Annotated in this window: 22 protein-coding genes; 13 read left to right on the forward strand and 9 right to left on the reverse strand. The window is 34.2% G+C overall.

Features of this window, described 5'->3' with window-relative positions; all coding sequences use genetic code 11:
* Positions 1 to 38 precede the first annotated feature (38 nt).
* Entirely contained in the window at positions 39 to 509 is a 471-nt protein-coding gene (locus ABWU73_RS04380) for a Holliday junction resolvase (protein WP_077188250.1), read from the reverse strand.
* Positions 510 to 1,385: 876 nt separating this feature from the next.
* Between ABWU73_RS04380 and ABWU73_RS04385 the strand changes: the two genes are divergently transcribed.
* From ABWU73_RS04385 to ABWU73_RS04405, 5 genes are read left to right on the forward strand one after another with little or no spacing between them, the layout of a single operon-like run.
* Positions 1,386 to 1,877: an RNA polymerase sigma factor gene (locus ABWU73_RS04385; RefSeq protein WP_236514589.1), complete on the forward strand. Its 492-nt coding sequence runs from the start codon at positions 1,386 to 1,388 to the stop codon at positions 1,875 to 1,877.
* Between the two features lie 51 nt (positions 1,878 to 1,928).
* Complete coding sequence (locus ABWU73_RS04390; protein WP_341817331.1) at positions 1,929 to 2,726, forward strand: ATP-binding protein; 798 nt, start codon at positions 1,929 to 1,931, stop codon at positions 2,724 to 2,726.
* 23 nt (positions 2,727 to 2,749) lie between these two features.
* Positions 2,750 to 3,238, forward strand: a complete 489-nt coding sequence (locus ABWU73_RS04395; RefSeq protein WP_264337671.1) for a hypothetical protein — start codon at positions 2,750 to 2,752, stop codon at positions 3,236 to 3,238.
* Positions 3,235 to 4,461 carry an AAA family ATPase gene (locus ABWU73_RS04400; protein WP_264711411.1) on the forward strand — a complete coding sequence of 409 codons (1,227 nt, stop codon included), beginning with the start codon at positions 3,235 to 3,237 and terminating at the stop codon, positions 4,459 to 4,461. Before ABWU73_RS04395 ends, ABWU73_RS04400 begins: the two co-directional genes overlap by 4 nt.
* A gap of 22 nt (positions 4,462 to 4,483) precedes the next feature.
* Positions 4,484 to 6,499, forward strand: a complete 2,016-nt coding sequence (locus ABWU73_RS04405; RefSeq protein WP_264711412.1) for an AAA family ATPase — start codon at positions 4,484 to 4,486, stop codon at positions 6,497 to 6,499.
* Positions 6,500 to 6,514: 15 nt separating this feature from the next.
* Here ABWU73_RS04405 and ABWU73_RS04410 read toward each other — a convergent pair whose 3' ends face one another.
* Both ABWU73_RS04410 and ABWU73_RS04415 read right to left on the reverse strand, forming a co-directional pair.
* Entirely contained in the window at positions 6,515 to 7,624 is a 1,110-nt protein-coding gene (locus tag ABWU73_RS04410) for a hypothetical protein (RefSeq protein ID WP_012673262.1), read from the reverse strand.
* Positions 7,590 to 8,786, reverse strand: coding sequence for a hypothetical protein (locus ABWU73_RS04415; protein ID WP_007549549.1), 1,197 nt, complete (start codon positions 8,784 to 8,786; stop codon positions 7,590 to 7,592). Before ABWU73_RS04415 ends, ABWU73_RS04410 begins: the two co-directional genes overlap by 35 nt.
* Positions 8,787 to 9,098: 312 nt before the next feature.
* On the opposite strand from ABWU73_RS04415, the gene ABWU73_RS04420 reads away from it, so the two are divergent.
* The 5 genes from ABWU73_RS04420 to ABWU73_RS04440 all read left to right on the forward strand — a co-directional run bounded on the left by ABWU73_RS04420 (position 9,099) and on the right by ABWU73_RS04440 (position 14,499).
* Entirely contained in the window at positions 9,099 to 10,730 is a 1,632-nt protein-coding gene (locus ABWU73_RS04420; RefSeq protein WP_353285458.1) for a recombinase family protein, read from the forward strand.
* Positions 10,660 to 12,123, forward strand: coding sequence for a YifB family Mg chelatase-like AAA ATPase (locus ABWU73_RS04425; RefSeq protein WP_341817379.1), 1,464 nt, complete (start codon positions 10,660 to 10,662; stop codon positions 12,121 to 12,123). Before ABWU73_RS04420 ends, ABWU73_RS04425 begins: the two co-directional genes overlap by 71 nt.
* Positions 12,124 to 12,206: 83 nt before the next feature.
* Positions 12,207 to 12,656, forward strand: a complete 450-nt coding sequence (locus ABWU73_RS04430) for a hypothetical protein (RefSeq protein WP_264329516.1) — start codon at positions 12,207 to 12,209, stop codon at positions 12,654 to 12,656.
* A 248-nt stretch (positions 12,657 to 12,904) separates the two neighbouring features.
* Positions 12,905 to 14,101: a cell division protein FtsZ gene (gene ftsZ, locus ABWU73_RS04435; RefSeq protein WP_264329515.1), complete on the forward strand. Its 1,197-nt coding sequence runs from the start codon at positions 12,905 to 12,907 to the stop codon at positions 14,099 to 14,101.
* Entirely contained in the window at positions 14,101 to 14,499 is a 399-nt protein-coding gene (locus ABWU73_RS04440) for an EVE domain-containing protein (protein ID WP_007549395.1), read from the forward strand. Before ftsZ ends, ABWU73_RS04440 begins: the two co-directional genes overlap by 1 nt.
* 33 nt (positions 14,500 to 14,532) lie before the next feature.
* On the opposite strand, the gene ABWU73_RS04445 is transcribed toward ABWU73_RS04440, so the two are convergent.
* Together ABWU73_RS04445 and ABWU73_RS08140 are read right to left on the reverse strand one after the other, a co-directional pair.
* Positions 14,533 to 14,712, reverse strand: a complete 180-nt coding sequence (locus ABWU73_RS04445) for a hypothetical protein (RefSeq protein ID WP_022626337.1) — start codon at positions 14,710 to 14,712, stop codon at positions 14,533 to 14,535.
* A gap of 15 nt (positions 14,713 to 14,727) precedes the next feature.
* Positions 14,728 to 14,859 carry a hypothetical protein gene (locus ABWU73_RS08140; RefSeq protein WP_255322244.1) on the reverse strand — a complete coding sequence of 44 codons (132 nt, stop codon included), beginning with the start codon at positions 14,857 to 14,859 and terminating at the stop codon, positions 14,728 to 14,730.
* A 24-nt stretch (positions 14,860 to 14,883) separates the two neighbouring features.
* Here ABWU73_RS08140 and ybeY point away from each other — a divergent pair, with 24 nt between their 5' ends.
* The gene (ybeY, locus tag ABWU73_RS04455; protein WP_010082473.1) at positions 14,884 to 15,336 is read left to right on the forward strand and encodes an rRNA maturation RNase YbeY; all 453 of its coding nucleotides are present in this window, start codon (positions 14,884 to 14,886) and stop codon (positions 15,334 to 15,336) included.
* Between the two features lie 86 nt (positions 15,337 to 15,422).
* Positions 15,423 to 16,211, forward strand: coding sequence for a succinate dehydrogenase iron-sulfur subunit (locus ABWU73_RS04460; protein ID WP_010082472.1), 789 nt, complete (start codon positions 15,423 to 15,425; stop codon positions 16,209 to 16,211).
* A 3-nt stretch (positions 16,212 to 16,214) separates the two neighbouring features.
* Here the strand turns inward: ABWU73_RS04460 and ABWU73_RS04465 are convergent, their stop codons facing one another.
* Genes ABWU73_RS04465 through ABWU73_RS04480 form a run of 4 tightly spaced genes read right to left on the reverse strand, consistent with a single transcriptional unit; the run spans position 16,215 to position 19,648 of the window.
* Complete coding sequence (locus ABWU73_RS04465; RefSeq protein ID WP_010962793.1) at positions 16,215 to 17,351, reverse strand: hypothetical protein; 1,137 nt, start codon at positions 17,349 to 17,351, stop codon at positions 16,215 to 16,217.
* A gap of 42 nt (positions 17,352 to 17,393) precedes the next feature.
* Entirely contained in the window at positions 17,394 to 18,173 is a 780-nt protein-coding gene (locus tag ABWU73_RS04470; RefSeq protein WP_006280097.1) for a GNAT family N-acetyltransferase, read from the reverse strand.
* On the reverse strand, positions 18,163 to 18,645 hold the full coding sequence (locus ABWU73_RS04475) for a phosphatidylglycerophosphatase A (protein WP_006279290.1): 483 nt from the start codon (positions 18,643 to 18,645) through the stop codon (positions 18,163 to 18,165). The genes ABWU73_RS04470 and ABWU73_RS04475 overlap by 11 nt, the downstream gene beginning before the upstream one ends.
* A gap of 19 nt (positions 18,646 to 18,664) precedes the next feature.
* Positions 18,665 to 19,648 carry an NAD(P)H-dependent glycerol-3-phosphate dehydrogenase gene (locus ABWU73_RS04480; RefSeq protein WP_010962796.1) on the reverse strand — a complete coding sequence of 328 codons (984 nt, stop codon included), beginning with the start codon at positions 19,646 to 19,648 and terminating at the stop codon, positions 18,665 to 18,667.
* A gap of 325 nt (positions 19,649 to 19,973) precedes the next feature.
* On the opposite strand from ABWU73_RS04480, the gene ABWU73_RS04485 reads away from it, so the two are divergent.
* On the forward strand, positions 19,974 to 20,744 hold the full coding sequence (locus tag ABWU73_RS04485; protein ID WP_265017705.1) for a response regulator transcription factor: 771 nt from the start codon (positions 19,974 to 19,976) through the stop codon (positions 20,742 to 20,744).
* The last annotated feature ends 37 nt before the right edge of the window (positions 20,745 to 20,781 follow it).

The following is a 20,781-nucleotide window of genomic DNA, read 5'->3' on the forward strand; positions in this document are numbered from 1 at the left end:
CCACCAAACCCGCCAGCCTGGCCAAAAGGACCCACTTTTTATGATATCTTCAACGTATTGAAATCTTTACTAAAATTCATAACATAGAACATTAATGCTAAAGAATCTGCTTCATTATCATCTGTTGGACAAAAACCCTTTTCCTGCACTGCTTCAATTACATCAGCTTTACTTGCATTGCCCTTGCCAGTTATAAAACGTTTAATAGTCTTAACCGAAACACCTTGATAGGGAATATTACTTTCTTCACACCAAGCAGAAAGGTGTGCTAAAAACCCTCCATAGATATGTGCAGCATCAGTTCCCAAGTGTCTTCTCACTTCTTCAAAGTATACAACTTCAATGCCTGGAAATTTATACTTAAGTGAATTAAGCCAATTACGAAAATTTAAAAACTGCATTCCACCACCACTAAACCTGCTAACATGAAAACTCTTACTTCCACTTTGCACTATTCCATCATTTAAAATAGTCCAGCCGGTTTGTTTGCCAAGATCTAGGGTGAGCATTTCCTTTCAATTGCCGAGTACATATATATACAAGATTTGAAAAAATTACGTCCAAAAAATCTTTAATTTTCGAAATTTAACAACTAACATAAAAACTCTTTTACAGCCAGTTTGTTTACCAAGCCTTTCAATTGTTGTGTACATATATATACAAGATTTGAAAAATTTTCGTCCAAAAAATCTTCAAATTTTTAGGAATTTTTTTTTATAATTCTTGAATTTGAAGACCTTTCAAACGGGTTTCTCTACTTTTAGAGGTTTTTATTATTCTACTCTTATATTTTATATGTTTTTATATATGTGTATATTTTTATATATGTATTATATATATATATTATATATAAGGGTTTCAGGAAGCTAGAATCCTCCATATTGGCGGACTTCAGATATGCCGTTCCTAGGAACGGTTTTAGGAACGCATGGTGAAAACCCGCCATACAGGCTAATTCTAGATTCCTGATTCCTAATTCCTGATTTAGGAAGCCAGTAATTAGGAACGGAACTTAAGGTTATAGAGAGCATACTTTTCAACTATTTTCCTCTTAAAAATTTAAGCTATTCTTTTAATAGCGAAATCCACATTTTTAGCTCTTTAGGTGATATTGAATTTCAAAATATGAAATTCTTATATATTTTTAATATAACTTTAGGAAGCCTGAGCTACCCATTCTTAAAAATATTGAAATCCATTTAAAATAGATTCCAAAAACCTAAACTGTATTATTTTAAATTGCATCAGTATTATTCTCAAAAAAAAATAACAGAATATCAATAGATTAAAAATCGCATCAGTATTATTTATTTTTGCTCCTGTCCTACATAATAGCATTAATAACTCTCATCCTTAAAAGCATCAATTTGTTTTTAAGGAAAGTTATGAAATTACAAAACTACCATATAGTTATTAAAAATGTAAAATATCAAGCTTATAGACTAAAACTTGCTAAGTGCTTTATTAATGAAGCTCACGAAGATCTTGAGCAAGAACTCTTCTGTGAAATTTGGCCATATCTTGACCAGTATGATGAAGACAAAAGTAGCTTTAATACCTTTGTAGCAAGATTAACTGAAAATAAAGCTATTAACTTGCTAAAGAAACAGCGATGTGCAAAACGTGATATCAACAATTACATTAGTATTGATGTAACAGAGCTATTTGAGGGTGAAATAACAAAACGCATTGATGTAGACTATATGATCTCGGTTTTACCAAAGGAATGGCAAAATATATGTGAGCAACTTAAATTTTTTAACTTACATGAAGTTGCCAAAATGAACAACGTTTCAAGAACCACTTTAAACAATATTATCAAGAAGATACGTGCCAAACTTTCTCCTATTTACTACGAAGGCAAAAAGAAAAATTGAACAAAATTTTTGCCTTTCTTGTATATATATACATCGTAGCATGGATAAATAATGGTTCTTAAAATTTTGAATAATAATGAAAGATTGCAAACAATATCAACTGTAAAAATGGTCATCTTTGGTCCTTATGGTATTGGTAAAACAAGTCTCCTAAAGACCGTAGATGAACCAACACTTTGCCTTGATTTTGAAGCAGGGCTTCTTGCTGTTCAAGATTGGCAAGGAGATTCAATTAGTCTTCGCACTTGGAATGAAGCTAGAGATATTGCTTGTCTTATAGGGGGGCCTAATCCTGCGCTGAAGTCTGATCAAGCATATAGCCAAAGACACCATGAACATGTATCTCGTAAGTACAAAGATCTTTTTTCTGAGTTTTCTAAATACCGATGCATCTTTGTAGATAGTATAACCGTTGCTTCACGTTTATGTCTATTATGGGCAAAAATGCAACCTGAAGCTTTTTCTGAGAGATCAGGAAAGCAGGATATGAGAGCTGCCTATGGATTACTTGCTCAGGAAATGATGGCTTGGCTCAATCAATTTCAACACATCAGAGACAAAGACATCATCATAGTTGGCACTTTAGGTCAATATCTCGATGATTTCAATCGTCCAATTTGGCTACCTCAATGCGAAGGGGCTAAAACTGCTAGTGAAATTCCTGGAATAGTTGATGAAGTAATCAGTATGGTTGGAATCAAGAGAGATGATGGAACGGAGAAACGCTCTTTTGTTTGCCATACTCTAAATCCTTGGGGATACCCAGCTAAGGATCGTAGTGGACGCCTGAGTATGCTTGAAGAACCACACTTAGGTAAGCTGCTTACAAAGATTAAAAGCAAGTTTTAAAATTTAAACATGGAGAGTGATATATGTTACAAAACCTATTAACTGATTTTAACACTGTAAAACCGCAAAGTAGACTAATACCTAAAGGTACAATAGTAAAGGTAAAAATGACAATCAAGCCTGGAGGTTATGAGCATTGGTTTACTAAAAGCCCCACTACCGGTAGCATTTATTTAAATACAGAATTTACCGTTATTGAAGGTCTATATGAAAAGCATAAGATTTACCAAATAATTGGTATTAAAAGTAGTAAAGCAGAAGATACTTGGGGAGAAATGGGTCGCTCTATGCTTCGCAGTATCTTGGAATCAGCACGTGACATTCATCCACATGATAACTCAGAAAGTGCAATCCTTGCTCGTAAGCTAAATTCAATTGCAGAATTAAATGGCTTAGAGTTTACAGTAAAGGTAGGTGTTATAACTGATGAATATGGAGAGAAGAACAAAATTGCTTCGGTAGTTACTCCAGAATACCGCAAAAATTATGAAATTGACAGAGTACCATTTTGAAGTACGACGAGGAAAAGCTTTGGTCTGCTGTCGTTACTAGAGGTATTCAGGACGCAGTAGGAAAAAACCCAAAGCTAAGAGAAGAAGCAATTAATTGGCTGAATTCAAAATCTTTTGAAACTGTTTGTGAGCTAGCTAATCTCAACTTTACACGTATGAAAAATATGTATGGGAATTTTATGTCTAAAAAGCAAAAAGAGTTAAAGATGTTATTGATTGATAATATCAAGGAGTGTGTTTCTTACCTACTTCCAAATGGTGAGTTTTACCGAGAAAAAACTTATATTGGAGACTTAAATGGAAATACAATTACAGTTAAAATAGTAGGTAAGGAAGCTGGTGATTGGCGTAATTTTACTGAAGGAACTGGTGGTGATATTATTGATCTTTGGATTTTAATTAAGGGTGATATATATTCTGCTAGAAAGTGGCTCAATAAAAAATCAAAGAGTGGAGAAAAAAAAGGGGGGAAAAGAGAAGAAAAAATATTTTCTGTAAAGCAGTACTTAAGTGATCAATCACCAATACCAGAAGACATAATAGCTCCACGAATTCTCACTCCAGGTGGTCTTTTAGTCATTGGTGGTACGCCAAAGGTTGGCAAAAGTTATTTTCTTCTCTCTTTGCTTGCACATCTTGCAGCAGGAGTGTCGTTTCTTAAGATGAAGTCAGCAAGGCCACTAAAAATAGTCTATCTGCAAAATGAGATGGAGTACAATTATATCAGGGAACGCATACAACAAATCATAACTAATCAAAGGCTACCAAATCTAGCAGAAGAAAACTTGATCATTACTACAAAGATGAGATTAACTTTAAATGATGAAGGTATAGAGAGAATAAAAGAGATCATAGGGGAAAAATTTAAAACGATAGATCTTATCGTCTTGGATTCGATTGACTATGAAAATATATTTTCTGGCCTGCAAAGTAGAATAGAAAAACTACGTTCTATAATTAATCCTATGGCTGGAATAATTATTACACGTCATACCAGAAAAGTATCCACAGCTACACTCGCAAAAAGTCCTTTTCAAGCTTTAATTGGTGCTAATGCTTTAAGAAGTTTTTATACATCTGGTATGGTAATGTTTCAACCAAATAAACGTGCAAATGTCTTGCAAGTAGTATATGAGCTAAGAAACGGTAAATCAATACCAGCAAAATTCATTAGCAGAGTAAATGGGCGTTGGCAGAACTCTAAAGTTATAGCTACGGCTTAATTTATCCACAAAAACCGACACTATGCTAGAGCTAAAAACTCAGCTTTTGCAAAACATCAGATCTTGTCTTTTTTACCTACTACCAGGAGGGACATTTCGTGGTGATAAGTTTTATGTAGGTGATGTACAGGGTAACAAGGGCAAAAGTACTGTAATAGAGTTAACAGGCGAAAGAGCCGGATTATGGAAAGATTTTGCAACGGGAGAAGGTGGTGACATTATTGATCTTTGGGCAACGGTACACGGGAAGAATGCGAAAACAGAATTTCCTGAAGTAATGCTCTCAATAAGTGAATGGCTTGGCATCAAAGAAAAAAATAATATTAGAGATCTAGAACAATATCTGACTTGTAGTTGGAACTACTACGATGAAAATAACCAATTGATTGTAATAGTCTACCGTTATGATCCTCCTTTAGAGAAAAAACAGTTTAAACCATTTGATGCTAAAAAGCAGAGATTCAAAGAGCCAGAGATAAGGCCGCTCTACAACATTCCAGGTATCTTAAAATCAGATAAGGTTGTTCTGGTTGAAGGAGAAAAATGCGCAGAAGTACTTATAGAGAAAGGAATAACTGCAACAACAGCAATGTTTGGAGCAAATGCACCTATTGATAAAACAGATTGGACTCCGCTAAAAGGTAAACATATTATCATTTGGCCAGACAATGATGAAGCAGGTAATAAATATGCTAAAAACGCTGAAAAGAAACTTTTAGAACTTGGTGTTGCATCACTTGCTACGCTTAGGATTCCACCAGATAAACTAAGGAGTTGGGATGCTGCTGATGCTGTACAAGAGAATATAGATATTTTTGACTTCATCGAAAAAAACTCAAGAAAAATAATTATTAAATCACCGCTTGATATTTTTAGCTGGAGTGTGGAGCGTTTTGTAGGTCCAGTACCAAAGCAAAGATTCTTAGTTGAAGGATTATTTCCTTTGGGTGTCACATCTATTTTAGCTGCAATGGGTGATACTGGTAAAGGTATGCTTCTTCTTGACCTAGCCCTCAAGGTTGCAGCTAGCATAGATCAGGTATGCGGATTTGGCCAACTTGTTACTGAACACGGATCTGTTGTGGTATTTTCTGCAGAAGATGATACAAATGAAATACATCGTCGCTTAGAACGACTTGATCCCAAATGTGAAAGATTAAAATATAAAGATAGGCTATTTATTGTACCACTGCCAAATATAGGAGGATCTTTTGCCATACTTAAGAATGTTCGCGGTAAAGTTGTAGAAATATCTCCAGAATTTGAGTCGGTAATGAAGCAGCTGAGGAGAATAAAGGACTTAAAGCTCATTATATTTGATCCCCTTGCTTCTTTCATTCATGCAGATTTAAATGCTGATCCAGCAGTAGGGGATTATCTCATGTGTTTATTATCTGATTTAGCATGTAGCACTGGGGCTTCAATAATTACTGCACATCATATGAGAAAGCTGAAGGGAGAAAAGCCTATATCAACAGTAGAGCAAGCACGAGATGCTATTCGAGGTACTTCTGCTCTCGTAAATGGAGTCAGGTGTTCTTTTGCTTTTTGGCCTGTTGAAGATATGACTAAACCAATGATTTTTAGGTCAATTGGAAAAATCCCAAGACAAAATGCACTATTTTATGGAGCTGTTGTTAAGGCAAATGGCCTGGCTGATCGTACCATACGCACTTACCTAAGAAATGAAGAAACAGGGCTATTGGAAGACATTACTGAACAATTAAAAGCTCAAAATATTAGCGATAAAGATCTTAAAATATATCTTACTGATTCAATTGCGCGAGCTGCTAGTTCAGGACATCCATTTACTCATACAGGAAGTGCAGGAATACATAAACAACGACATAGATTGCCTGAAGTTTTTCATAGTATGGGAAGGGATAGACTAGAGCGTATAGTTCAGGAGCTTTTACAAGCAAAGCAAATAGTTAAAGGAATGGCTAATGGTTCAAAAGAAGATAAATGGCTTGATGTAAAAACAGGACCATTTGCACGTGGAGTTGGAAAATTTACTCATGGAGCTGAAAATTTTTAAAAAACATAGTTGATTCTATTTTTTTATAGTCAAAGTAAAAGGGTTAATACGATAACCATGTGATGATCTTTGCCAACCAAGTGTTTGTATTACATCATCACGTTCAATACTTAATCCTAATTTCTCAGCAAGTATAGATTTGATTGTTCTTTGCATTTTATTTAATGGTTTTCTGATTTGTTGTTCTAAATCTGCTTCTAAATTAAGTCCCAAGAGCTTTTCTAACTGATTAATATTGAGAAGCGTATGTTTTTCAGGTGGTAACTCTTTCTCGCAGTCATGTAAAAATTGCCTAAATAATATTCGAAAAATATTAAGACATGATGCAGCTTTTTTATTTATAACTTCAATACTATTAACATATACCATACCTTTAACTACTTGTAACTCCAAAAGCTTTGTTGGTATAATTGGTTCAATACGTTTAAGCGAAATATATGAAGCTGGTAAAACTTGCAAAGAAGTATTTTCTACTACCTCTGGTACTCCTCTTTTAGCTGCTTCTTGAAATATCTCAGTTAAAGTTTTAAGCTGACAAAACAGTTTCACCATTGGCACTACATATAAACTCAATAATAGATTCGGTATATCTTTTTTTAGAGTGATTAGAACTGTCGGATGGACTCTAAGTTTATCTATTGTTAAAAATATCGCATCAGTACAAAAATCAAGGATTATTAGATTTACAATGCGACCTTGATTACAAATATAATAAACTCCTTTTTCTACTTTTTCCCACATAAGTCTTGAATCATTCAACTTTATTTCAAACCAGTCTATGATTCTCTCTGTATTTAAGTATATGGATAAGAGATGAAATCTCTGTTTTTTATAAGTATTAGGCAAAATATGACGAGAGCAGTTTTCACAAATAGCGTCATCACATGCTTCATCAAAGTCTGGATCAATAAAAATCTCATTGCTACAACTTGGATCAATTACATTCGGCCAATCAAGATGATCTTCTTCACGAGAACAAACAATATAGCACCTTTCTTGCATTTTTATCAATCCAAGATCAAATAAGTATCTTGCTGCTTTAATATGATTTTGACTTGGATTGATCCAGGAATTATTCAAACTTAAAAGATCAGCAATTTGCTCGTGAAAGGATTTTAAGACCATAAGATTGTTCCATATGTTTCTTCAGGTCCTCTCTTTCTTTTTTATTGAGTGGATGCTCTGAATAATAAACTTCCCCACTTATTTTGAAAGAAAATGTTACCTTTTTGTTTTGGAACATTACTTTAGCTGATTGAATAGATTGTAGTATGTTGCCAATAGCTGGCTTTAAAATATGTAACTCTGGTGCAATAGGATCATATGGCTTTACACTCAAAGTAAGATATGTATTACTATTTTTAAAATAATCTGACTTAAAATTTAACTCAAATATACAAATGTCAGGGTCAGAACCATCTATACATGCTTGAAGAAATTTGTACACTTGTAATGGAAAGTTCTTATCTTGTATATTTACAAAAGTACATTCGCAGTTAAAATAACCACTTACAATACTATTTGCTATTTCCACAGCTTTATTGGTATTTTTAGCACAGAGATTAACCTTTGTACCATCAATCGAAAAATCTAAAATCATCCACTCAGGTTTATGGCCATGAACAACTTTGTTTGAATTAAGCAGTAAATCCATGTCACTTCCTCGACGTACAAACATATATATCCGATCTTGATGATGGAAAAAACCCTGCAATTGGTTTTCAAACTTCAGTATCTGCTCTACAGCTTCTTGTGACATAAATTCCTTGAATGAAGTGTTTATTTGTCTTGGTGATTTCTGTAGAGCAAATGATACGAAACCTCTCTTTTGTACTTTATCAAAGTGATAGACAGATTTTAGAAGTTCACAATTTATGTGAAATAGTAAAAACAATAAGGATCTTTTATCATACTTGGTATTGTTTTTTACCAGGTACGATCTCATTAACTTCTCAGTCAGAGCAAATCTTGCTACTTCACTAACTGTAGCCTCAAGTTTTGTACGATCAAAGTAGCTAATGAGATAATAGTCAAAAAGAGAGTCAGAGTAACTGGTAAGTATCTTACGTTTTTGTTGAGTGGATCTATCGTCATAATTTCCGTCCTGAAAAAGTTGCCCATTTAAATGATTTTTAAAGCAATGCTGAAAAATGATGCTAAGTTGTTTACCAGAAAGGGAATCTAACCAAGATTGACGTACATTAGAATCCTGAAAACGTTCTAGTAAGAGGTTAACAGGAACTTCTAAATCACTCTCCCAGAATTCATTACTTGGATAAACATTCATGATACTTTAAATAAGCTATATCATATATAATATGATAATTTAAGCAAAGATTTTTTGGACATAATTTTTTCAAATCTTGTATATTTATTAGGGAGAATTTGTGTGAACTAGACAGCTTTCTTAAATAAGGTGTGCGTTGATTTAGTTTAATAGGAGTCTCCTAACCTTATAAAAAAACTCACAGGAAGAAAAACATGCAAAAAGGGGAATTAACTATTAATTGCCGTTATGAACCTCACAGATTGGCGAGTACATATTTGGCAAATGCTTATGAACAATTATTGAAATATAAAATAAAGGAGGTAGAAGAAAATGGTAACGGTAAGCTTGTATGCAAGAGTTTCATCAAGACAACAGGCACAGGAGAATACAATAGAGAGTCAGATTGTAGAACTGGAGCGTCGCATTAGTAGTGATGGACATGAGTTATTAGATGAGCACAGGTTTGTCGATAATGGTTATAGTGGATCAAATTTAGAACGTCCTGGCTTAGAGAGTTTACGTGATAGAGTAGCAGAAGGTAAGATTGATAAGATATATATTCATTCACCTGATCGGCTATCACGTAAATTTTCATATCAAATGATCTTACTCGAAGAGTTTAAAAAGGCTGGATCTGAAATAGTATTTTTGAATCATAAGTTTGATGATAATCCTGATTCCCATTTATTTCTACAGATTCAGGGAGCAATAGCAGAGTATGAACGTGCAAAGATTATGGAACGAAACCGTAGAGGTAAACTTCATGCGGCCAAAGCTGGGTGTATAAGTGTGATGGGTAGGGCGCCTTACGGTTATCGCTACATAGCAAAACATGTAGGTGAAGGAAGTGCTCAATTTGAGGTTGATGAAGAAGAGGCAAATATAGTGCGTAAAATATTTAGTCGGGTTGGCCAAGAAAGAGCAAGTATAGGAGAAGTTGTACATGAACTGAATAAGATACCGATAATAACACGAACAGGAAAAAGGTATTGGAAAAGGAGCACTATTTGGAACATGTTAAAAAATCCTGCTTATATAGGACAAGCAGCTTATGGTAAAACTAGGACATGCTCAAAACCACAAGTAAAAAAATCAAAAAAAGGAACTTGTGGTAAACTTAAAAGTGGTCGCTTTAATAGTGATAAAGAGAATTGGACTTATATTCCAGTACCAAAAATAATCAATGAAAATTTATTTGATTCAGTGCAAACACAATTAGCTGAAAATAGACAAAGAGCAAGAGTACGGCAAAGAAGAGAAACATATTTATTACAAGGTTTAATGGTATGCCAACGTTGTCAATATACTTATTGTGGTACAAACCACGTTCATAAAAAGTCGACATATTATTACTATCGTTGCTCTGGTACAAACTCTAGCAAATTTAATGGCAATAAAATCTGCGATAATAAATCAATACGCACTGATGTACTCGATACAGTCGTATGGGAGGAAGTTAAGAGTATATTAAAAGAGCCAGATAGGATTGCAAATGAATATCAACGTAGATTGTCAGAGAACAAAAAACCTTTACATAATCAAACACGTGAAAAGCAAGAAAGTAAGTTAAGATTAAGTATCAAAAAATTTATCGATAGCTATGCCAAAGGGTTTATAAGCCAAGAAGAATTTGAGCCAAGAATTACAACAATGAAACAGCATTTGAAAGAAATTGAGGAGGAAAAAGAAAAAGTACTTGATCAAAAGAAATTACAACAAGAATTGAGCCTTGTTACAGATAGCTTGAAAAACTTTTCCTCAAGTGTTGAATCAAAACTTGATCTGGTAGATTGGCAGACTAAGCAAAATATTATTAGAATGTTAATTCATCAAATTGAAATCAACCACAACCACTTATACATAGTATTTCGCATAAAAAGTCTTGCAAATTTTGATCAAAATAGGCATAATAGAATTATGCAATGTTGTACTAGCAGTCAATATTGTTGGCTTGCCGGATAAAACTGTTGCAGAATCCAGAGAGCGCATCAGAGCAGCGTTAAATTCAATCAATCTACTACTACCTCCAAAAAGAATTACAGTTAATCTCTCCCCTGCGGATTTGCTGAAAGAAGGCAGTCATTATGACTTGGCTATTGCTATTGGACTACTTGTTGTAATGAATGTGATACCAGTTGAAAAAGTTCAGTCTTATATAATCATGGGTGAACTGGCTCTTGATAGCAGAGTTATTCCAGTTTCAGGTGTGCTGCCAACAGCAATTAATGCAAAAAAGGACAATAAAGGAGTAATTTGCCCGAGAGGAAATGGTGTAGAAGCTGTATGGGTGAAGAATGTTTCAATTCTGGCTATAGAGAAATTAACTGATATTATCAGACACTTTAAGGGTGAGCAATTAATTCAGCCAGTAATTTTTAATTATAGTGATGCACCCAAAGAAAAAAGATTGGTTCCCGATATGAAGGATATCAAAGGCCAAGTTGTTGCAAAAAGAGCAGCTGAAATTGCAGCAGCAGGTGGGCATAATATGCTTCTTGTTGGCCCTCCTGGTACTGGAAAATCAATGCTTGCTAAACGCTTTATAGGGTTGCTGCCTGATTTAACCGAACAGGAGATGATTGATGTTAATATTATTTCCAGCATAACAAAAACTGGTAATGAAATATTCAAAGTAACTCGTCCCTTTCGTGAACCTCATCATTCATGCTCTATGCCAGCGATGATAGGGGGAGGAAAGAATGCAAAACCTGGAGAAATTACCATGGCTCACAATGGCGTGTTATTTCTTGATGAGCTACCTGAATTTCCAAGACTCGTGCTTGATTCTCTGCGCCAACCACTTGAAGATAGAAAAGTTACCGTTGCAAGGGCAAATGCTCACATAACCTACCCTGCCAATTTTCAACTGATAGCTGCAATGAACCCTTGCAGGTGCGGTTATTTAGGTGATGCAAGCAGATCGTGCAACAAAGCTCCAAAGTGTGGCACAGATTACAAAAACAAAATATCAGGCCCATTGCTTGATAGAATAGACATATGCATTGAAATGCCAAACGTTAGCATACTCTCTCCTGAAATCTCTGTGGAGGGAGAAAGTACTAAAATTATAAGAGAAAGAGTGATAGCAGCAAGAAAAGTTCAAACTGAGCGCTATAGTGAATTAAATATTCGTTGCAATTCAGAAGTAAGCGGTGAAGCATTTAATAAATTTACTGAACCAGATCAGGCAGGGTTAGAATTGCTAAAATACGTACTGAAAGAAAATTACATTTCCAATCGAGGCTACACACGCGTATTAAAAGTTGCAAGAACTATTGCAGATCTTGCAAAAAGTGAAGAAGTAAAAAGAGCACACATTGCTGAAGCGCTCAATTACAGAATAAAGGTATATTAAAAAATTAGTTTACTTGACAGGCAATTTTTTTTACTATATGCTTCCTTAATGAAATTTTAACATTCTATTTAAGGAGTAGAGTTATGGCATTAACAAATTATGAGTATAGAAAAGAGGATGGCATTTTTCATGCTATTTCAGAAGGATATATACAAGCTGAAAAATACTGGGGAATTCCTGGTGCTGCTGGTGGAGCTGGTCAGTACGCTATGCATAATAAAGGGAGAACAGCATTATTTCCGCTTGCAGTTGCAAGTGTTGTCTTTACAGCAATGCATATGAAAGCAGGCTTTGTTAGTGCAGCAGAAGCTTCTGGGTTTCTTGCTAAGACTGCCAGTTACTTTGTTGGAACAAATCAAGCAATAGCTGCTTCATTACCTGGATTTATCGGAACAGGTGTTGCTGGTCAGATAGTTGCGGGTGCCATAATGGCAATTGCTGCAGTTGCTGCTGTTTATGGAACATATCAAGTTGCCTCAAAATTAAAAGATGTTGCAGTTGAAGCATTGAAAGGGAAAGATCAGACAATATAATAATCTTCAACAAAATAAAAAGGGATAGGTTTCTGTCCCTTTTTATAAACGTTTTCTATTTTTTGCATCGGTTAAGTGATGTCATCTAAGAATCTAGTTATTATAATTAACGGCACTTATTAGTATAAATGTTAAGAATAAGTAAATCCCGTTTACTATTTACGCCTATAGAAGTGAAAAGTATTTGCATATTATTAAAAAAGCGGTAACTTATTATCAAGTGAATTCGCTAAATTTGAGTAATTTAAATGTCTATTGATCTTAGTCTGCCGGAGTTGCCTATATTACACCCAAGGATTACCGTTGTGGGAGTGGGTGGTGCTGGTGGAAATGCTGTGAATAACATGATCCAATCTAATTTGCAAGGAGTGAATTTTGTTGTCGCAAATACCGATGCTCAAGCACTAGAAAAGTCGTTATGTGATAAAAAAATTCAGCTTGGCATTAATTTAACTAAGGGGCTTGGTGCTGGTGCTTTGCCTGATGTTGGCAAAGGTGCAGCAGAAGAGTCAATTGATGAGATTATGGAGCATATAAAAGATAGTCATATGCTTTTCATCACAGCAGGAATGGGCGGTGGTACTGGAACCGGTGCAGCACCGGTAATTGCAAAAGCAGCCAGAGAAGCAAGAGCCGCAGTTAAGGATAGAGCGCCAAAAGAAAAAAAGATATTGACTGTTGGAGTTGTAACTAAACCGTTCGGTTTTGAAGGTGTGCGCCGTATGCGCATTGCAGAGCTTGGACTTGAAGAACTGCAAAAATACGTGGATACACTTATTGTCATTCCAAATCAGAATTTATTTAGAATTGCAAATGAAAAAACTACATTTTCTGATGCATTTAAACTTGCTGATAATGTTCTGCACATTGGCATCAGAGGAGTAACTGACTTGATGGTCATGCCAGGGCTTATCAATCTTGACTTCGCTGATATAGAAACAGTAATGAGCGAGATGGGCAAAGCGATGATCGGCACCGGAGAGGCAGAAGGAGAAGATAGAGCAATTAGTGCTGCAGAGGCTGCAATATCTAATCCATTGCTTGATAATGTATCAATGAAAGGTGCGCAAGGAATATTAATTAACATTACTGGTGGCGGAGATATGACTCTGTTTGAAGTTGATGCTGCAGCCAATAGAGTGCGTGAAGAAGTAGATGAAAATGCAAATATAATATTTGGTGCTACTTTTGATCAAGCGATGGAGGGAAGAGTTAGAGTTTCTGTTCTTGCAACTGGCATTGATGGTCGCAATAATAAATCAGAAACTTCACCTATAAGTCAGAGCGAAGACTCAGAGAAAGAGAAATTTAAGTGGCCATATAGTCAAAGTGAAAGTACACAAGACAAAACACTGGAAACAAAATCAGCTGAACAGGTAAGCGAAGGAGCTAAGTGGGGCAGCAATATCTATGATATACCAGCTTACTTAAGAAGAAAAAAATAATGCAATTTTGGCTACTTAAGTCAGAGCCAAGTGAATACTCATGGCAAAAAATGGAAAAGGAGCAGGTAGTTGAGTGGGATGGTGTGCGCAATTATCAAGCTCAAAATTACATGAAAATTATGAAAGCAAGCGATCTTGCGTTTTTTTATCATACAGGTAAAGAGAAAGCAATACTTGGAATCGTTGAAGTATTTAAAGAGTATTATCATGTTAATGATCCCAAGTTCGGATTAGTGAATGTAAAGTTTTTGAAACCTTTAAATAACCAAGTAACGTTAAATAATATAAAACAAAACCCACTTTTGAAAAATATGACTATATTAAAACAACCACGTTTATCAATTGCCCCAGTTTCGGAAATTGAATGGAATGAAATAATAAGGATGAGTGATGTGTAATACCTGTCATTTCAGTTCCTAAATGATGTCATCTCAGCACACAACGCACAGCTGTATGAATATTTGTCTCGAAGGCAGTGCATTAAACGTTATAGCCGATTTTGCATCAAACACAAAGGTGTCATTCCAGTGCTTGACACTGGAATCCAGCCTTAATGCAACCACATTAAAGCCGTTGTGTTTTAATATAAGATTAGCTACTTTTATATTCACTAACTTGATGTCTAATCAAAATTCCTGGATCCCAGTGCCTAGACACTGGGATGACATCCTTCTAGTGTACAATATTCGTACAGTTGTGTACATGACACAAGGGTCTATAACTCTTCTTTTTTGGATTCCAGTGTCAGCTATTTGCATGACACCCTTACTGATGTGTCACTCATGTTAGAAGTAAATATTCTTGACAAGAAATGGTGCAGCATTATAGAAAATCCTAAAAATTTTGTATTAGGTGTCATCAATGCTTCTCTAAAAGAATTAAAAATAGACCACTATAAACCAAATATATCAATAGCTCTGGCTGATGATGACTTGCTACATCAACTTAATTTAAAATTTAGAGAAATGGATAAGCCAACTAACGTACTATCATTTCCGTATGAACAATTGTCTAATGAGTGCGATTTAGGAGACATAGCAATTTCAATAGACACAATAAAAAGAGAATCGCATGAGTATTATATACCCATTCTTGCTCACATTGCACACATGTTAGTGCATGGATTACTGCATTTACTTGGTTATGATCACCAAAAAAAAGATGAAGAAATTATAATGAAAAATCTAGAAAGAGAGATTTTAGCTTCGCTTGGCTACAATATGTGTGCGATTTAAAAGGAATTTAATAAAAATATAGTAGATGATAATAAAATATGTTATCTACAAAGGGTTTTAGCTATAAACAATAAAAGGTAAGTGATATGGTTCAGTTTTCTTTGCCAAAGAATTCTAAAATTAATCAAAAGGGCAAAATTTATCCTATTCCTGCTAGAGCAAAAAACATCAGAAGATTTCAAATTTACCGTTGGTCTGCTGATGACGAGAAAAACCCTAGAATAGACACATTTTTTATTGATATGGATAGTTGTGGCCCTATGGTACTTGATGCATTAATAAAAATAAAGGATGAAATAGATTCGACTTTAACTTTCAGACGTTCTTGTAGAGAAGGCATATGTGGATCTTGTGCCATGAATATTGACGGAACCAATACTCTTGCATGTACTAGATCTATACATGATATAAAAGGTGACGTAAAAATATATCCATTACCTCACATGTATGTAATAAAGGACCTAGTCTCGGATTTGAGCCAATTTTATGAGCAATACAAATCAATTAAACCTTGGTTACAAGCAGATAAGCCTGCCCTACCAAATAAAGAATACTCTCAATCTTCTGAAGATAGAAAAAAATTAGATGGCTTGTCCGACTGTATATTATGTGCTTGCTGTTCGACTGGTTGCCCAAGCTACTGGTGGAATAGTGATAAATTTTTAGGACCAGCAATACTATTACAAGCTTACAGATGGATTGCTGACAGCCGTGATAATAAGACAGGTGAAAGACTTGATGTTTTAAACGACCCATTCAAGTTGTATCGTTGTCATACAATAATGAATTGCACAAAAACTTGTCCTAAAGGACTTAATCCAGCAAGAGCAATAGCGAAAGTAAAACAGCTCATGGTAGAGAGAGAAGGAGTTTAAGTATTATCTTTTGCATTCTTCGTAAGAGAACAGCAAACCTTCCGAAGCGTAGGGTATTGTTAATACCCTGAACGCTTTTCCGTTTGTGAAGTGCATCGTATCATCGTACGATTCAAATAATTTTTTGAACAACTCATGTCTTTGGTTACTAATAGTTTGAAAATCCTCTTTTTCTAAAAGCTTTTTAGATTCGAAGAGGTAAAGCATAACTTCGTGATAAGTTGGGTAAGATGCCAAAAATTTTGGGTCAAATTGAAAGGTTTTTATAAAAGCATTATTATAAAATTTTAGCTTTTGATTCTTACTATATATTACTATAGCAACCGGTAACCTCTCAAGCAAATTTTTCTGTGTAGCTAAATAACTGTTTAATTCAGTATATAATTTCTCTGCATCACTAACATCTTTCCCATACATTACTATGCTACCAGAACCTTGTATTGGAATTTTAACAAAATCGAAAACCTTAGGTTCGTTCTTATAAGTTATGACATGTCTTCCTGGTTTTGTGCTATGAGCGCTACCGGTAATAGCAAATTTCTTAGAACCATCTACATATTTATCATAAAACAAGTTATAAAATTCCACCTTTCTACTCTTGTTATATCTTAGTATTGGAAATGGTAAAGAGTTGAAAACGTTTTTATAGCTCTCCACTTCCTGTGTAAGCTTACTATTTTCTAACTCAAGTCCGTTAGCCTTTATCTTACAGTCTGAGACATTCCTTATCCATAACAGCACACCTATCACATTGTTAGAATCATCTATTATGCTTCTACCGTAACATATGCAATAAACCTCACTGTCTTTTGACTTTAAATCTAGAGTAAAAGATTTATTTATTTCCTTTGCCTCAACAAAATTTTTGATTAAGCTTTCTGATTGCTCAAAAAAATTCACAAACTCATTAAATGAGTAAAAAACAGTATTAAGCAAAATTAGTAAATTGGGAGAGAACTTTTCTATACGTTTTTTTGCATCCCAAATATAAAACCCATCATTCACAGTATCAATTAAATTATTTATGATAACATTTTGATGCTGTAAGTTCTTAATCTTATTACTAATTTTTAATTTAGAATAAGAGAGAAAGAATAATATTAGAATCAATATTAAAACCACTTCATACAAAAAAAACATAGCACTTTTAAAACAAATGTAAAAATTTGTAACCGCTCAGAATTATGCTGAAGAGGTATATAAGTAAAGATTGCCTAACATTTGAAAGCCCAATCTCTTATAAAGGTTCACAGAAGATTTCATACAATGTGCTACTATATATTTGCATTCAAGCTGTTTAGCTATCTTTATTCTTTCTAAAACCATTTGGGTACCTATTCCACGATTCCTGTAAATTGGTAAAACTCCATCACTATAAAAACCAGCTACGCTATCTTGAACATAAAGACCGCATGTCCCAATAATTTCATTATTTAGTGTTACAAGAAAAAATCTTAATCTTGAGTTCTTATCATCATAATTTGATAATCCGCGAAAAAATGTGCTGACAATTCCAACGCCATGATAAAAAATTTTAGAAGTGTGTAGATCTAACTGTTCTAAGAGGTTGCTACCATTCACAGCATTTAACCTCAAGTTTGGAATAACATCAGCAGGTAAAAAGTAATTTTTCATATTAAGTAAAGCTTTTTTTGGTGTGCTAACGTGTTTTATTTCACACTTTTCTAAAATATCTCTTATTTTCATATGTGAATTTATTACCCATGTTGCTTCTATATCTCTTGTTCTGAGATAATCTAGAGTTTTTTGTATAGAAAGCTCGGTACATTGATCTCCACAGAACACAAAATTAAATAATGACTCCCTGGTACCATTTATTGTAAATATGATGTTATCAAATTCATCGTGTACTTCCCACTCAGATAAATTCGCTGTGTACAGTATATAATCCTTTAGATTTTGAACAATTAAGCTTGAATAATAAATTTTTTTATCCTGCATACACCAACAATAAACAATAAAAGGCTCCTATAAGAACACAGGCTAAAATTGCAGCTATAACGTCATCTAGCATAATACCTAAAGGACCTTTGGTATTTTTATCGATTAAATTTATAGGCCACGTTTTTATTATATCAAAAAACCTAAAAGAAAAAAAGCACAACAACAATGAAGAACAATTCATCTCTTGGCTTAACAATATCGAAACTAAAAGTATCGTCAGCAATTGACCAACCACTTCGTCAATTACTACCTCTTTTGGATCACATGAAGTCTTGTAATGTTTTATATAATTACCTGTAGACCATAATCCAATTAAGAATAAAAAAGAAATAATTGCTGCACCTAAAATTTTGTTGCTCAGGATTACAGGAACAAGCGGAAAAGAAGCCAAACTACCCACAGTACCTGGCATTTTTTTTACTGTTCCAGACAGCCACCACGTTGATATTAATTTATATAAAAATTTCACAATATATCCAAATACAAAATTAACTTATAAGAACAGAAAGAGTATCCTCTATAGAGGCGCTTTCATACAATAATCTATAGACCGCTTCACATATAGGCATTTTTATCTTTAGCTTTCCTGCTAAATTAAATATGGACTCAGCAGTGCTAAAACCTTCAATCACTGACTTGCCTTCTGACAAAATCTGCTGAACATTAAAGCCATTGTCACTATTACCTATTTTAAACCCAAAAGATAAGTTTCTTGAATTCAAGGATGTGCATGTCATAATTAGGTCACCCAGACATGCTGGCCCAAGTAGTGTATTTATATCCACACTACCGTCACCAATTTTTGCTGAGTATAAAGCCTTAATTTCGCTCATACTTTTCGTAATCAATGCTGCATGAGCATTAAACCCAAGTTTACTACCTAGAACAATCCCACACGCTATAGCAAAAACGTTCTTTAACGCTGCACAAATCTGTACTCCTATAATGTCGTTACTAAACTCCAATTTAACATTTTCTTGTTGCAGCTCTGATACTAGCTTTGAACCTAATGTGTTATTTTGGCATGCAAGAACCATTGAATAGGGTAATTTTCTTGCAACTTCTACAGCAAAGCTAGGACCTGAAAAAATAGCAATAGGATTGTTAGGTAAAATTTCATTTACTATTTCACTAGGTAATTTTAATGTAGACTTTTCTATTCCCTTACAAGCTAAAATTATTGCTACATCTTTTTTCAGATTACAATTATGCAATTGCTGACATACCTTCCTCAGAGACTGAGTGGGAACAGCGAGGATTGTTACTGAAGCATTAATTATGTCTTCAATAGCCAATTTTACTGACACATTATCAGAAATTCGACAACCGGGTAGCTTGTCACTTTCTCTTTTCCCGTTGATTGATTCAAATGTAGTTTCATTGTGAGTCCACAAAATCACATCTTTCTTACTACCTAATGAAATTGCGATTGCTGTACCCCATGCACCAGCACCTAAAATTGATATTGCCACACAATATTCCTGAAAATATTACTTATACTTTAAAATAGTAGGATAAGTAAATTAAAAATATAACACAGACATATAGAATAGTTAAATATTTATTAACCGAAGTATTCTTTTAATAATAGTAACTTTAATTCAATATTTACTAAAAATATTATTACTATCATGGTATGTCTATTATATTTTAGATCTATTTATATAACTTTGGAACAATATATTTACTATTAATTAATAAGTGTAATTTTGATCATTTGTTAATAAAAATTTGATTTATTACTTTCCTTAGTTATATATATTACTAAAATTATAAATTATTTATGGGGTGTAAAATATGCGTATATTATTAATTGAAGATGATCAAGTAAGTGCAAAGACTGTAGTTAACGCCTTAACTTCTGATGGACACTTCTGTGACGTTGTTACTTCTGCACAAGATTATAACAATAATATGGTTTCCTCAAACGGAGATTACTATGACCTAGTTATTTTAGATATATACTTACCTGGTGATATTGACGGATATGATATATTGTTAAGACTAAGAAGTGCAAAAATCAAAGTTCCTGTCTTAATACTTTCATGCATATCCGCTGTCAATCACAAAGCTAAAGGACTCGGGTATGGTGCCGATGATTACTTAACCAAGCCATTTCATAAAAGCGAGTTATTAGCTCGAATTAAGGCCATAGTGCGTCGTACTAAAGGCCATCCTGAATCGGTGATAAAGATTGGTAATATAAATATCAATTTTGATCACAGGGTTGTTGAGGTGAAAGGTAAAACGGTTCACCTTACTAATAAAGAGTATTCTATGATAGAATTGCTAGCACTGCGTAAAGGAACAGTACTAACAAAAGAAATGTTCTTAAATCATCTTTACAATGGCTTGGATGAACCTTCAGATAACAAGATAGTTGATGTTTTTATGTGCAAATTACGTAAGAAACTTGAAAGTGCAAATGATGGAAAAAGCCACATAGAAACCGTTTGGGGCAGAGGGTATGTTCTGAAAGAGTATATTGATGATGATGAATATTCTAATGTTAATGTAGGCGAAAGTAGTGATGGCTATCAAGCAGAACAAGTGAAGGACAACGCATGAAATGCCTACACATTTAAATATAGCATGGCTTATATCG

This window comes from Wolbachia endosymbiont (group A) of Andrena helvola, assembly GCF_964028415.1.
GTDB classification, from domain to species: domain Bacteria; phylum Pseudomonadota; class Alphaproteobacteria; order Rickettsiales; family Anaplasmataceae; genus Wolbachia; species Wolbachia pipientis.